This is a genomic window from Aerococcus sp. HMSC23C02 (assembly GCF_001806805.1).
Classification (GTDB): Bacteria; Bacillota; Bacilli; order Lactobacillales; family Aerococcaceae; genus Aerococcus; species Aerococcus sanguinicola.
The window spans coordinates 145974-159881 of record NZ_KV786043.1 but is presented as its reverse complement, the minus strand read 5'-3'; the positions used below and the strand labels follow the sequence as shown (position 1 = coordinate 159881).

Here is a 13908-nt window from a genome sequence, read left to right as displayed (position 1 = left end):
AGAAGCTATAACAAAAGCCAGGTCAATCACTTCCTATAAGTTGATTGACCTGGCTTTTTATCTGTTCTATTCTTTACTGAAATGGCTAAACTGACTATTATAGAGCTGATAATAGAAGCCTTGGCGGGCGAGCAAATCCTCATGCTTGCCTTGTTCAACGATTTGCCCCTGGTCAAGGACGAGGATCACGTCAGCATTCTGAATGGTGGATAGGCGGTGGGCGACGACAAAACTTGTCCGCCCTTGCATCATCTGGTCAAAGGCTTCTTGAACCAAGGCTTCCGTTAAGCTGTCGATGGAACTCGTTGCTTCATCAAGTATAAGCATTTTAAAGTTCGTCAGCAGGATGCGGGCAATACAGATTAATTGCTGCTGGCCAGAAGATAGGTTGGCTCCAGCAACCTGGACGGGACTGTCATAGCCCTGGTCCATCTGCTCGACAAGGGGGTGGAGGCAGGCTTTTTTACTTGCAGCAATCACTTCTTCATAAGTCGCGTCAGGCTTGCCGTAAGCAATATTGTCGTAGATGGTCCCTTCAAATAGCCAGGAATCTTGGAGGACCATGCCGAAGAGCTGTCTCAGATAATTCTTGTCCAGCTGACGGCTATCCACCCCATCAATTAGGATACGCCCACTATCAAGCTCATAGAAACGCATCAAGAGATTAATCAAGGTCGACTTACCTGCTCCGGTCGGTCCGACAATCGCAACTGTTTGCCCCGCTTGAACTTCTAAGGAGAAGTCTTCAATCAATGGCTGGTCTTTCTGATAAGAAAAAGCGACTTGGTCAAAGCTAAGTTGCCCTTTAAAACTAGGGATCTGAGCAACTTGGTAAGAATTGCCGGCCTCTTCTTCTCCCAGCAAGTCAAAAATTCGCTCATTAGCAGCGAGGGCTGTCTGCATCTCATTCACCACAGCGGATATATCATTAAAAGGCTTACTGTATTGGTTGGCATAGGCGAGAAAACTAGAAAAAATCCCCACCGATAGTTGACCGGAAACAACTGCAAAAGCACCGTAGAGACCGACTGCCCCATAAACTAAACTATTGACCACCCGGGCTGAGGGATTGACGAGGGCACCGTAGAATTGGGACCAAATACCGGATTCGTGGAGCTCTTGGTTGAGCTGGCTAAAGTCTTCTTCCGCCTGGTCTTCATACTGAAAGCTCTTGACGAGCAGCTGGTTAGCTGCGAGCTCCTCTGTATAAGCATGGAGCTGGCCGCGCAAAGCTAACTGGGTCTGGAAAAAGCGATAGGTGCGGTTGGCGATAAAACTGGACACTGCAATCGACAAAGGCGTCAGAACAATGACAATTAAAGCTGTGCGTACATGGATAGATAGCATCATGACTAGCACCCCTATAATCATAGCGATACCAGAGAAAAAGTTGGTAAAACTTTGGACCAGACCACTTCCCACCAAATCGACATCGTTGAACGCCCGGCTGACTAAGTCACCATGGGCATGCTGGTCGATAAAATGCAAGGGCAATTTTTGCAGCTTTTTAAAAAGATCGATCCGCAAACGGCCCATGAGTCGGTAGCTCAGCTGGTTAATCAGCCGGTTCTGCCCCCACATAAAAAAGGCGGCGAGACCGGCACTGACCAAGAGATAAGCCAGCTGCCGGTATAAGCCAGCAAAGTGGACTTGCCCCCTGCCGACGACCTGGTTGACCGCTTCACCGATTTGAATCGGAATCAAAATTTGACAGGCAACGGATAAGCTAGCCAAAATTAGGATAAAGACTAAACTTAAGCTCTCCTTCCTTAAATAAGATAGAAGTGCACGTAAAGACCTAAGCAAGGGACTCGCCTCCTTCTACTAATTTTTGTGACTTGGCCATGGCATAATAGCTAGGACTCTGAGCAAGTAGCTCATCATGCTTGCCAACCGCTTCGACTTGGCCATAGTTTAAAACAATAATTTGGTCAGCTTCAAGCACTGAGGCTAAGCGTTGGGAAACCAATAAGACGCTAGCTGATTTTTGGGCAAGGGTCGAACGAATCCGAGCCTCGGTGGCAAAATCAAGAGCGCTCAGAGCGTCATCTAAAATAAGAAGACCGGCCTCCTTGACCAGGGCACGAGCGATTGTCAAGCGCTGGCGTTGGCCCCCTGAGAAATTTTTCCCGCCCTGACTCACTGGGGCATCCAAGCCCCCATCAAGCTGGCTGACAAAGTGAGCGGCCTGGGCGTCTTCCAGGGCCCGCCAAAGCTCTTCATCTGTTGCATCTGCCTTGCCCAAAAGCAAGTTAGAACGAATCGTCCCGGTCAAGAGGCTGGCACGCTGGGGAACCAGGCTGATCATTTGTCTAAGCTCAGTAAGGGCCATCTCTTGGGTATCCTGTCCATTCAAAAAAATCTGACCGCTTGACGGCTCATAAAAACGCTCAAGCAAATGAATCAAAGTGCTTTTCCCTGCCGCCGTAGGACCTACAATGGCATAAAAGCCACCAGGTGCTAAGTTTAGATCAATATTTTTAAGTACAGCTTTTTGGCCGTAAGCAAAGCTTAGCTGGTCGATCTTAATAGCAAGTGCTGGTTCTTCTGGGTGTACGGGTGGGTATTGACTGGGCACAGGATCTACAATACTTGGCTCAAGAGCTAGCAATTCATCCACGCGTTGGATCCCAGCTACCCCGCGACTGATCATTACAAGCACTTGGACCAAGACATTAAGGGCTAGAAGGATGGTATTCATATAATTGACAAGGGCAATCACTTCGCCTTGTTGGAAGGCCCCTCGGTTCACTAGCCCCCCGCCAAAATACAGAATAAGAGCAATCAATAAATTAACCACAAAGAGGCTAGCAGGATTGGCCAGCGACTGGACCCGGGCCAGGGCAGCCTGCTGGTCCCTCCAGTCTTGGTTAGCCTCTTCGAAGCGCTGGACTTCACGCTTCTGACTGGCGAAAGACCGGATGTCTCGCATCCCTGATAAATTTTCAGCAAAGAGTTGCCCCAAATAGTCTAAGGCTTTTTGGATACCGGCCAAGATGCGGTTAGAAGCCAAGGTAATTAGGGAAAGAATCGTTCCCAAAACCAAGCCGCCCAAAATAAAGATAGGAGCAAGCTGGGGACTAACAATAAAGGACATGACCATGGCACCGACCAATAGGACCGGACAGCGTGAAGCCAGGCGGATGGCCATGGCAATACAGACCTGGATATTGTGGGTGTCATTAATCATCCGATTGGCAATCGAACTTGCCCCTAAACTTTGACTCTGCTGCAGGTCCAAGCGGTTAAGCTGGTCAAACAAAAGAGACCGCAACTTGGTTCCCGTGGATTGGGAGACTAAGGAAGCGAACCATTGGCAGACTAAGGCCAAGAGATAGCCACACAGAGGCAAAATAAACAAGAAAATCCCCCGGCTCTTAATATAGTCCAAATTTCCTGTATGAATCCCGTAATTAATAATATGAGCCATTAAAAACGGCACCAATAATTCTAAGATGGCTTCAAGGCTCTTAAAAATAAAACCCGTCAGCGCCCGCCACTTATTTTCTTTAAGCACATCAATGACACGCATAGCCAGGCGACTCTCCCTTCATTCGTTAAAGATTAGTTCTAGAATAGCAAATTTACAAGACCTGCTCAAGTTTGGTCCTAAAGAAAGAGAGTGTGACAAAAGTCGATCAGGCCTGAACCAGCTAACGCATACTATATCTGTAACTCGCTGCGCTTCGAACAGCTATAGCAACTGTCCACAAACTATGGGAAATCGTTGGTAAACGATTGGACATAGTTCGTGAAGTGGATGTCATGCCTGACTTTTGGAACACGTTTTTGAAAAATGTTTGCTTTTAAAAAGAGGCTGGAACTTTTGTCCCAGCCTCTTTGTTCACATATTTTTGACTTAGTCTTCAGGTAATTCTGTCGTGTAATAAACGTTTTGCACGTCATCATCATCTTCAAGCTTGTCGATCAGATTTTCAAAAGTTTCTGCCTTGTCAGCTGGTAAATCAATCAGTGTCTTAGGGACCATGGTTAATTCGGCACTGGCAAGTTCGTAACCGTCTTCTTTCAAAGCATCACGCACATCACCAAAGTCTTCCGCTTGACTATAAATTTCGAAAACTTCGTCCGAAACTTGGAGGTCCTCAGCGCCTGCTTCTAAGGCTTCCATCAGCATGGTATCTTCATCAACATCTAAGCCTTCACGTTCAATGGCAATATAACCCTTACGGTCAAACATAAAAGCAACAGAGCCTGATTCTCCCAAACTGCCCCCATTCTTGTTGAAGATGGTCCGCACATTGCTCAGGGTACGGTTAGTATTGTCTGTTAAAGTTTCGACATAAACGGCAATCCCATTAGGACCATAGCCTTCATAAGTCACTTCATCGTAATCTTCACCACTATTTTGATTACTACCTTTATCAATGGCACGCTCAATATTAGATTTTGGCATGTTGGCGGACTTAGCTTTATCCATCACCATCCGCAAGGCGGGGTTGGAGTTCGGCTCCGGTCCACCTTGTTTAACTGCCATATAGATTTCCCGTGATAATTTTTGGAAAACCTTGGCACGTTTGGCGTCTTCCGCGCCCTTTGTGTTTTTAATTTTACTCCATTTATTATGTCCTGACACAAAAGCCCCTTCTTTCCTAAAGTAATTTTCAAATTAACGTATCAATAATAGCAAATTTTAGGGCTTTACGCAACTTAAGTTCTTAAGTCAGGCACGAACAGCTCGAGCTGGCCTGCTAGGACCTCAACTTGAACAGGCAGCTTGGGCCCGGCATCTCCGTCGACATTGGAAGTCATTGGCCGATCTAGGGCCTTTAATTGGATATGCTTAGCCCGTCTGTACTGGACAAACTTAGAAGCAGAAATATCCCCTTGAAGAGCACTCTGAAGGAGCTCAGGAACAAATTCAATACTGTGCCGGTTCTTGAGAAAGAGTAGGTGGGCCCAGCCATCATCAATCCGAGCGCGCTCAACCATATGTTCGATCCCGCCTACTGAGTTCGTTAAGCAGATCAAGATAAGTTCAGTCTCAACGATATGGTGGTCGCCATCCGTGATGATCTCATAAGTCTGGGCATTGGATTGGAAGAAGGCTTGAACGCCGTCTGCCACATAGGCCAACTTACCTAGGCGCTTCTTGGCTTCTGCCTTGGTTTCTTTAACGGCTTCAGGAATCTGTCCCACAGCAACAACATTCATAAAGTATTGGTCATTAATCCGCCCCAGATCGACAGAGCAAGTTCGTAGGCGGGAAAGCTGCCTGAGCGCCTCCTTGGGTTGTTGGGAAATTTTCAAAACCCGACCAATATCATTCACCGTTCCTAGAGGCATATAGCCCAAGGGTCGATCAAAGTGATAAGGGGCCAGTGCATTCCCCGCCTCATTAAGGGTGCCATCACCCCCTGCCACAAAAATAGCATCCACCTGGTCGTGGTAGTGGCCAATAATGCGCGCCATATCACCCACTCCTCGGGTAAAAACCAAATGAGTATGCGCAAAACTTTTGGCCAAAGTCCAGTCTAATTCGGGAGCGACTGCACGTCCCAAGCCGTTACCAGCGACAGGATTGATAATGAGTAAACAGTTTTCCATGGGCCGTCCTCCTTTAGGCTTATTATACTAGAAATCTTAAGTTATAGCCTAGCTAAAGCCCCTCTTCTTGCCGTCTTTTGTTATAATAAAGAAAATCAGTCCACGGAGGTGACTTATGCCAAATTCTTCTCAAAATAAAATTCTTTCTTTTCTTAGTCATTTGAGCCGTCTGCTCGCTCTAACTGGCCAAGCTCTTAAAGCCTGCCTGGCCTTATTTTGTGCCTTTGCTGCCCTCATCCTAGGCCTGGGACTAGGTTACCTGCTTGGTCTGACGGAAGATGCCCCCATTCCGAGCCGGCAAGAGATGGCCCAGGCCATGGTGAATACAGAAGAACCCTCACAATTACTTAGCCAGGACGGCCAGGTCATTGCCCAGGTCCAGCCAGATATTCGACGCGAGAATATTCCCCTCGACCAGGTTAACCCCCTCATTGTTAATGGCCTAGTGGCAACCGAGGATGAACATTTCTTCGACCACCCTGGCTTCGTACCTAGCGCGATCATCCGAGCAGCGGCTTCTTATCTCTTTGGTATCGGCAACCCCTCAGGCGGATCAACCCTCAGCCAGCAGTTAATCAAGCAAACGCTGTTGACTAATGAGGTCAGTTTGGCCCGTAAGGCAAAGGAACTACTGCTCGCCATCCGTTTGGAAAAGTTTTTCACTAAAGAACAAATCCTTGAAGCCTATCTCAACTTCTCTTCCTTCGGCCGGAATGCGAGAGGAGAGAATGTTGCAGGTATTGAGGCTGCTAGCCAGGGGCTTTTTGGAAAAAAAGCAGCTGACGTGAACATCCCCCAAGCTGCCTTTCTCGTCGGGCTAGCACAGAATCCCTACAGCTACACCCCCTACCAGCAAAATGGCAAATTTAAGCCCGAAGAACAAATGAAACTAGGCATTGACCGGATGACGGAAGTCCTGGAGCGGATGCGGATTGAAGAAGTCATTTCAGAGGAAGAATTTCAAGCCGCTAAGACTTATGATATCCGCCAAGACTTTATCCCAAGCGAAGAAAAAGCCCCTGAAAGTCAGGACCCCAACAGCTTCCTCTTCCAAGCCCTCAAGCGCGAGAGCTTGTTCATCCTCACCCAGAGTCTAGCTGAAGCCCGAGGAGAGGATTGGGAAGCTGTCAAAAAGCAACCTGAACGCTTGGCCAATTATTATGATGAAGCTGAGCAAGCTTTTAAAAATCGCGGTCTTGAGATTCAAAGCACGGTTCAATTGGACCTCCACCAGACCTTGGAGGCTAAACTCCAGCAAAATGCAGGCCGATTGGGAAGCCCCCGCCAAGGCGATATCGTCCAGAATGGGGCGGTCCTCATCGATAATCATACAGGGGCGATCTTAGCCTTTACGGCAGGGGTTGACTACAGCAAACAGCAAACGGACCATGCTTTCTCCACACGTCGGTCGCCAGGTTCGACCATCAAGCCCCTACTTACTTATGGGCCCGCCCTCCAAGAGGGATTGATTAGTCCCGCAACGCGTCTTGCTGATAACTATATCCGGACCCAAGAGGAAGATGGCTCTTACTATGAGCCGAGTAACTATGGCCAGACCATCTCTAACCAAATTGTCACTGCCCGACAAGCCCTAGCCCAGTCCCTCAATAACCCAACCGTCCACCTCTACCAAACACTAGTCCAAGAAGGAGCTGACCTCAAATCCTATATGGACAACCTGGGCTTGGGACAAGCCATTGGCGACCATGAATACCAGAACCTGGCACTCAGCTTAGGTGGCACGCAAACTGGACCAACAGTTGCCGAAATGGCTGCTGCCTACGCCGCCATTGCCAATGGTGGGATCTACCACAAGCCTCACCTCATCCAAAGTATCCGCGACCGGCATGGCAAGCTTTACTACCAAGCCCAGTCAGAAAATAAGCGGGCCTTTAACTCAGATGTGGCCTATATACTGGCTGATATGCTGAAGTCGGTTAAAATAGAAGGCCTCTGGCAAGACCACCAGGAAGCCTTACCGGCAGACTTAGACTGGCTAGTTAAAACAGGCACCTCCGAAGGCTATATTGATAGCTGGGTTGTTGGTAGCACTCCTGCAGTCAGCCTCGCCTCCTGGATCGGCTACGACAATCCAAGCATCCAACAGAGTCTCGACCAGGCGGATGATAACCAAGCTTTTGGCCGTCCCTCAGACCGCCATGCCAAGTACTGGCTGTCAGCTATGAATACCCTCTATGCTAATAACGCTCAGCTTCTTGGCGCTGGTCAGCACTTTGACCGACCGGATAGTGTCCGTGAATTCTCTATCGTAGAGAAAACCGGTCAAGCCGCTGGAGACTTCCCTGGTCCCTACCAAAGCCGCTATCATATCCCAGCTGAAGAGGCAAAGAAAACAGAGCTCTTCCCCCAAAATATGCCCCTGCCTAATGCTAGCTTTAACTATGCCATCGGGGCTGAGCTGGATGAGCTAGCCTTTGAGCTAGAAGACTACCGGATTAAAGATTCAGATGCGACTAACCAGCGCTTTCGTTCCATCCTCCAAAGCTACCGGCGACGCTTGGAGAGAGCTTTTAATCGACCATTCAATGCCATTAAAGGCATTAAAGAAAAGGAAGACCAAGCCTCAAGCGACCGGTCTAATGCAAGTGAAGCCGCCTAATTAAGTCCATAAATAAAGCCCTCAAGCTTTTCCTGAGAAAGCTTTGAGGGCTTTTTTATTCTGCATGACTAAGAAATAAAGCTAGTTTTAGCTATTTGGTAGAATCGCGAACGATAATCTTATAAGGCAGAATGTTTTTGTTTTCAATTACTTCTTCTTCAACTGACTTATCACCCATTAACTTGGTTAGTATTCGCATGGCAACTGCTCCAATATCATAAAGTGGAGGCGCAATGGTTGTAAGTTGGGGGCGGACAATTTCTGTGATGATAGAGTTATTGGATGAGACAATCGAAATATCTTCTGGCACCTTGAGTCCCTTGTCTTGAACATAGTTGCTGACTCCAGCTGCTAATTCATCCCCAATAATCATAGCAGCTTGAGCCTTGGAATCGATCAGCTCTTGGCCAACCTCTTCAGCTGCCCGGTAGCGGGAGTTTTCAGCCGTTAAGCACAAGGCCGAATCCAAGTCCTTGTTGTGGCTAGCCAAGGCCTTCTTATAGCCATTAAAGCGGCCGAGTTCATCATCGACTTGATACTCAGGAGCGGAGATAAAGGCTACATCCTCAATCCCCTGGTCGAAGAGGCGAGAAACAGCCTCTGCTACAGCTGATTCATAATCAATATGGACAGAAGGCATTTTGCCTTCAGGATCAATCATGCCAGCCAAAACAATCGGTGTCCGAGTCCGTTCAACTTCATGGCGGATCTTATCAGTCATCGTGTGGCCTAAATAAACCAAGCCATCCACTTGGCGGGATAGGATATCCGTTACCACTTTTTCTTCCCGGCCTTGGTCAGCATTGGCCATGATGATACTATAGTCATACATAGCGGCGATATCGTCAATACCTAACGCAAAGCTTGAAAAATACAGGTTCGTAATATCGGGAATAATAACCCCAACCGTGGTGGTCCGCCGGCTTGCTAGTCCCCTTGCCACAGCATTTGGACGGTAGTCTAATTTTTCAATGACCTTCATAACTTTCTCACGTGTGGATGGTTTGACATTGGTATTGCCATTAACCACACGCGATACCGTTGCCATGGAGACTTCTGCTTCACGAGCAACATCATAGATTGTTACAGTTTGTTTGTTCATGCTTTCCCTCCTCGATTTTTCCACATGTAGTCACAGTAAGTATAAGCAAGTCTTCAAAGAAATGCAAGCGTTTACTATAAGATTCTTATAAGCTTTCATCTCTTTTTCAAATGAGTTATAGCGTTTTCACTAAAATAAGCACAAGTACTATTTTGACACTAAGTGCGGATAAATACAATACATAATTTCTTAAAATTTGAATTTTTTTACATTTATTAATGAAAATTTTACATAATGAGCGTGTGACAAAAATCGATCAGGACTGACTTTTGGAACACGTTTTTAAAAAGTTTGTTTTTTTAAAAAAAGAAGCTGGAACTTTTGTCCCAGCCTCCTTTTTCTCATTTTTTCTTGATTTAAGCTTTAGCCTTAGCTTCAGCTTGGTCTTTAGCATCTTTGGCTTCTTCTTTTGCGACATCCTTAGCTGCTTTAGCATCAGCTTCGGCTTGGTCTTTAGCTGCCTTGCCTTCTGCCTTGACTTCTTCACCGGCTGCTTTCGCTTCATCCTTGATTTCTTTACCAGCAGCTTTTGCTGCTTCCTTACCCTCTTCTGCGCTTTCTTTAACAGAATCAGATGCTTCGTTGTAAGCCTCGGCGATATCGTGCTTAGCAGCTTGGTACTGTTGATTAACTTCTTCGCCTGTTTCAGCTAATTGCGACTTAATGTTGCTTGCAGATTCTTTTAAGTTAATGCGGATATCATCAGCAGCAACATAAGCGGTATCATAGATTGCAGCCCCTTTTTCTAAGGCTAAATCTTTGTAATCGCGGGCTGTATCGCGAGCTTGACGAGCTTGTTCGTTGATATCTTGGCGTAATTCTTCACCAGACTTAGGTGCAAATAGTAAGGCTGTCACTGCTGCTGCAGTCCCTCCCACGAAGGCGCCTAATAAGAATGATCCTAAATTATTTTTACTCATGATAATAACTCCTTTAACTCTTAAAATGCTTTACTTTCTGATGCTTCTTTTACCTTACGTATATAGCGCTTTTGCTTGAGCCGCTTAGCGGTCTGACCGAGTTTTTCAACAGCGCCTGACTTTTCTTTAGCTGTCCCTGCAGAAAGTTGGCTATTAATTTGGCTAGCCGACTTATCCTGAGCTTTTTGGTCTTTTTGTCGGATGCTGACTACCAGATCCCGAGTTGCATCATTGACGTCAGAAACTGATACGCCGAGGTCACCGATTGCCTTAAATAGTGGATCCACGGTGCTCACCTTACCATTGACATCATCCATCAGCACATTAGTCTTATTCAAAAGTCCCTGTGCTTCAATAGATAAGTCATCGACATCACGCCGCAAAACAGCCAAGGTATCATTAACTTCTTCAACTGTCTGACTCACATTCTTAATGGTCGTTGTAAGTTCTCTCACTAAAAGAACCAAAAAAACAACCAAGACTGCAAAAGCTATGGCAGCAATTAAGGCTGCAGCTCCGCCCCATGTCATCTTGCACATCACCCCTTATATTATCGGGTAAGCTCTTCAGATTTATAGTCATTGCTTCCCATTTTCATAGGATAATCATACCATTTTTCTTTAGAGAATACAAAAAATAAATCTTTTTTCCTTTAGCAAAAGCGGCAAGCCAATCAGAAAACTTTACTTTTTCATGCTTTCTCCTTAAAATTAGAATACTTAAAAGAAACTAGGAGGAAGCCATGTCACAAATCCAAAATTTTTTTTACTAATTATTTTTCTAAAATTGAATGGGACCAAGTCATTAGCTCTTGGTTGGGTAATATCATTCAAATTGTTATCACTGTCTTAATTCTCTCGATCGTCCGCCGCTTGTTGACTCGCTCGGTTGATTTTTATTACGACAAGGCTGAACGTTTTGAGAAGAATCCAGCCCGTCAACAAACCTTGCGTACCTTGATCCAAAATTTTATCCAGTATACCTATTACTTCCTCGTCATCTACTCTGTCTTAGCGATCTTGGGCGTTCCAGTCGCTACACTGATGGCTGGTGCCGGGATTGCCAGTGTGGCGATTGGTATTGGGGCTCAAGGTCTAGTTAATGATATTGTTAACGGCTTCTTTATCCTCTTAGAACACCAATTTGATGTGGGCGATACGGTTCTCATCAATGATTATGAAGGCGAAATTTCTAAGCTAGGCATCCGGACCACAGTCATTAAGGACTTTAACGGGGACCTACACTTTATTTCCAACCGTAATATTACGGATGTCACCAACCGGTCTCGCTACCCTATCCGCTGCGATATCGACTTGAGAATTTATCCCGATTCGGATGCTGACCAAATTGAAGCAGTGCTCAAGGCTTGTATGCAAGAAGAGCAGCCGGATCCCTTGCTCGCCCAAGATCCCATCTATCTGGGAGTCTTCCGCGATAGCAACCGCTTCAACCTGATTTACCGGGTCCGTCTCTTTGCGGTTAATGGTATGCAGCTAGATGTCGAGGGCAAGTACTATAGCAAACTCACTGAAGCCTTAGACCGGGCAGGCATTAGCCAACCTGAATCTCAATTCAATACTTCCATGGCCATGCTCCAAGCCCGTGAAGAAAAATTCAATGAAAATGTCTAATCGACAAAAACCAGCTTCCAAATTTAAGGAAGCTGGTTTTTATATGCTTAGAGCTTTAACTTGCCTTGGTCCAAGTCCTCTTGGAGGGCTGCCAGGGCTTGACCGCGGTGGCTAATGGCTGCCTTTTCCTCTGCTGTCATTTCAGCGGTGGTCATTCCCTTGCTGGGTACATAGAAGAGAGAATCGTAACCAAACCCATTCGTCCCTCGCTCTTCTGTTAAAATTTCGCCTTCTAATTTTCCTTCATAGTCTGCTAGGATTTCTCCATTGGCTCCAGCAACGACCAAGACACAGTGGAAGGCAGCTTGCCGCTTGCTTGGATCGACATCCTGCAATTCCTCTAATAGTTTGATGCGGTTAGCCGCATCCGATTTTTCTGGACCTGCATAGCGCGCGGAATAAATACCGGGGGCTCCGTCCAGAGCATCTACCGATAAGCCTGAGTCATCCGCAATCACGATTTCTCCTAAAGCTTGAGCAGCAGTCCGCGCCTTTATCCCGGCGTTCTCCAAGAAACTGCGTCCATTTTCTTCAATATCTGCCATTTCTGGATGGTCTAAAAGGGTTTCTACCTGATAATCAGCAAAGATCATTTCAAATTCTTTAGCCTTACCCGGGTTTTTAGTAGCAATGACAATTTTTTTCATCCGTTATCCTCCTATAAATCAGTTAATTTAACTTGTTTCACAATCATTTCTTGGCCCAACCAGTCCTGACCAATTTCCTTAAATAAGCGCACCGAGCCTGTCGTATAGAATTGCTGTTTAGCTTGTCCAGGCCGAGATTCGGCCAAGCCCAGATAGTCCAACAAGATCGATAATTCTGATACGGCTTCCGCCCCTGAATCGATCAAAGTAACTTCTTTCCCCATAACATGTTGAATGGTTTGTTCTAATAGTGGAAAATGGGTACAACCTAGGATCAGGGTATCGAGATCCTTTTTGCGCAAATCTGCTAGGGTCTCAGCCACTAACTTCTTAGCTAAAGAAGACTGGTATTGGTGACTTTCGACTAAAGGGACAAAGGCGGGGCAAGCCAAGGGAAAAAGCTCTAAGTGGTTATTTTTAGCCCATAAAGCTTCCTGGTAGGCCCCGCTTTCGATCGTCCCCTGGGTGCCCAAAATCCCGATGCGTCCCTTGCGTGTGGCTTTATTGGCGGCTCGGGAACCAGGCTGGATCATCCCAATCACCGGAATATCCAAGCGCTTGCGCACCTCTTCCAGACACACCGCGGAGGCCGTATTACAGGCAATAACGAGCATTTTAGCCCCCTGCTTGACCAGGAAATCGACCAACTGATTGGTAAAGGAAGAAACTTCCTCCTCAGGTCTCGGGCCATAGGGGCAACGAGCATTATCACCGATATAGATTAGGGACTCATTGGGCAGTTGACGCATGGCTTCTTTAACAACCGTTAAGCCCCCGACCCCCGAATCCAGAAAGGCAATAGGTAAATTCATAAACTTCTCAAATCCTTTATTTTCAAATTCGTGTTACAATTGATTAGAAGATGATTATAGATTTTTTACTTAATTGAAAGGTGGCTTTTAAATGAAAATTGCTTTAATTGCTCATGACAGCAAGAAAGATCTTATGATTGCTTTTACGACAGCCTATAAGGAAATTTTACAGGAACATGAGCTTTTTGCAACCGGTACGACAGGAAAGAAGATCCAAGAGGCAACAGGACTCAAGGTTCATCGCTACCAATCTGGTCCCCTCGGTGGTGACCAACAGATCGGTGCAGCGGTCTCGCAAAATGAAATGGACTTAGTGATCTTCCTTCGTGATCCCCTAGCTGCCATGCCCCATGAGCCTGATGTCAATGCCTTGATTCGTCTCTGTGACGTCTACAATGTACCGCTAGCAACTAACATCGGAACAGCAGAAGTTCTCATCCGCGGCCTTGAAGCAGGTTACCTAGACTGGCGGACCCAATACGACCAAGGCGCTATCAACAAAGACATCCGCGCCAACCTCGCCCACGGCAACCCAGACCGACCAATCAAATAAGTACAGGGTGTGAGCAAAGGCGGCTAGAAGCTTACCACTGGAGCACGAACGAAAAAGG

General features: G+C 46.5%; 12 protein-coding genes. 3 read left to right on the top strand and 9 right to left on the bottom strand.

Annotated elements, in window-relative coordinates; translation table 11 throughout:
* Positions 1-66: 66 nt before the first annotated feature.
* From HMPREF3090_RS02125 to HMPREF3090_RS02110, 4 genes are all read right to left on the bottom strand, one after another.
* Positions 67-1806 (bottom strand): ABC transporter ATP-binding protein, encoded by a 1740-nt coding sequence (locus tag HMPREF3090_RS02125; RefSeq protein WP_070485814.1) that lies wholly within the window; start codon positions 1804-1806, stop codon positions 67-69.
* Positions 1799-3532, bottom strand: coding sequence for an ABC transporter ATP-binding protein (locus tag HMPREF3090_RS02120; protein WP_067975887.1), 1734 nt, complete (start codon positions 3530-3532; stop codon positions 1799-1801). Before HMPREF3090_RS02120 ends, HMPREF3090_RS02125 begins: the two co-directional genes overlap by 8 nt.
* Positions 3533-3859: 327 nt before the next feature.
* The gene (locus HMPREF3090_RS02115) at positions 3860-4594 is read right to left on the bottom strand and encodes a YebC/PmpR family DNA-binding transcriptional regulator (RefSeq protein ID WP_067975883.1); all 735 of its coding nucleotides are present in this window, start codon (positions 4592-4594) and stop codon (positions 3860-3862) included.
* A gap of 74 nt (positions 4595-4668) precedes the next feature.
* Positions 4669-5565 carry a diacylglycerol/lipid kinase family protein gene (locus HMPREF3090_RS02110; protein ID WP_070485812.1) on the bottom strand — a complete coding sequence of 299 codons (897 nt, stop codon included), beginning with the start codon at positions 5563-5565 and terminating at the stop codon, positions 4669-4671.
* 115 nt (positions 5566-5680) lie between these two features.
* Between HMPREF3090_RS02110 and HMPREF3090_RS02105 the strand changes: the two genes are divergently transcribed.
* Entirely contained in the window at positions 5681-8185 is a 2505-nt protein-coding gene (locus HMPREF3090_RS02105) for a transglycosylase domain-containing protein (RefSeq protein ID WP_067975877.1), read from the top strand.
* Between the two features lie 91 nt (positions 8186-8276).
* Here HMPREF3090_RS02105 and HMPREF3090_RS02100 read toward each other — a convergent pair whose 3' ends face one another.
* The 3 genes from HMPREF3090_RS02100 to HMPREF3090_RS02090 form a co-directional block, all read right to left on the bottom strand.
* Complete coding sequence (locus HMPREF3090_RS02100) at positions 8277-9287, bottom strand: substrate-binding domain-containing protein (protein WP_067975873.1); 1011 nt, start codon at positions 9285-9287, stop codon at positions 8277-8279.
* A 356-nt stretch (positions 9288-9643) separates the two neighbouring features.
* Positions 9644-10207: a YtxH domain-containing protein gene (locus HMPREF3090_RS02095; protein ID WP_067975868.1), complete on the bottom strand. Its 564-nt coding sequence runs from the start codon at positions 10205-10207 to the stop codon at positions 9644-9646.
* A gap of 20 nt (positions 10208-10227) precedes the next feature.
* Positions 10228-10737, bottom strand: a complete 510-nt coding sequence (locus HMPREF3090_RS02090) for a DUF948 domain-containing protein (protein WP_067975865.1) — start codon at positions 10735-10737, stop codon at positions 10228-10230.
* A gap of 285 nt (positions 10738-11022) precedes the next feature.
* Here HMPREF3090_RS02090 and HMPREF3090_RS02085 point away from each other — a divergent pair, with 285 nt between their 5' ends.
* On the top strand, positions 11023-11838 hold the full coding sequence (locus HMPREF3090_RS02085; protein ID WP_070485810.1) for a mechanosensitive ion channel family protein: 816 nt from the start codon (positions 11023-11025) through the stop codon (positions 11836-11838).
* Positions 11839-11885: 47 nt separating this feature from the next.
* Here the strand turns inward: HMPREF3090_RS02085 and HMPREF3090_RS02080 are convergent, their stop codons facing one another.
* Both HMPREF3090_RS02080 and racE read right to left on the bottom strand, forming a co-directional pair.
* Positions 11886-12485 (bottom strand): XTP/dITP diphosphatase, encoded by a 600-nt coding sequence (locus HMPREF3090_RS02080; protein ID WP_067975855.1) that lies wholly within the window; start codon positions 12483-12485, stop codon positions 11886-11888.
* Positions 12486-12496: 11 nt separating this feature from the next.
* On the bottom strand, positions 12497-13297 hold the full coding sequence (gene racE, locus HMPREF3090_RS02075; RefSeq protein WP_067975851.1) for a glutamate racemase: 801 nt from the start codon (positions 13295-13297) through the stop codon (positions 12497-12499).
* 91 nt (positions 13298-13388) lie between these two features.
* On the opposite strand from racE, the gene mgsA reads away from it, so the two are divergent.
* Entirely contained in the window at positions 13389-13850 is a 462-nt protein-coding gene (gene mgsA / locus HMPREF3090_RS02070; protein ID WP_067975847.1) for a methylglyoxal synthase, read from the top strand.
* Positions 13851-13908: the final 58 nt, after the last annotated feature.

Coding starts and splice junctions, on each gene's coding strand:
- HMPREF3090_RS02120 (WP_067975887.1), bottom strand. CDS start 3,532: ATGCGTGTCATTGATGTGCTTAAAGAAAATAAGTGGCGGGCGCTGACG.
- HMPREF3090_RS02110 (WP_070485812.1), bottom strand. CDS start 5,565: ATGGAAAACTGTTTACTCATTATCAATCCTGTCGCTGGTAACGGCTTG.
- HMPREF3090_RS02105 (WP_067975877.1), top strand. CDS start 5,681: ATGCCAAATTCTTCTCAAAATAAAATTCTTTCTTTTCTTAGTCATTTG.
- HMPREF3090_RS02100 (WP_067975873.1), bottom strand. CDS start 9,287: ATGAACAAACAAACTGTAACAATCTATGATGTTGCTCGTGAAGCAGAA.
- HMPREF3090_RS02095 (WP_067975868.1), bottom strand. CDS start 10,207: ATGAGTAAAAATAATTTAGGATCATTCTTATTAGGCGCCTTCGTGGGA.
- HMPREF3090_RS02090 (WP_067975865.1), bottom strand. CDS start 10,737: ATGACATGGGGCGGAGCTGCAGCCTTAATTGCTGCCATAGCTTTTGCA.
- HMPREF3090_RS02080 (WP_067975855.1), bottom strand. CDS start 12,485: ATGAAAAAAATTGTCATTGCTACTAAAAACCCGGGTAAGGCTAAAGAA.
- racE (WP_067975851.1), bottom strand. CDS start 13,297: ATGAATTTACCTATTGCCTTTCTGGATTCGGGGGTCGGGGGCTTAACG.
- mgsA (WP_067975847.1), top strand. CDS start 13,389: ATGAAAATTGCTTTAATTGCTCATGACAGCAAGAAAGATCTTATGATT.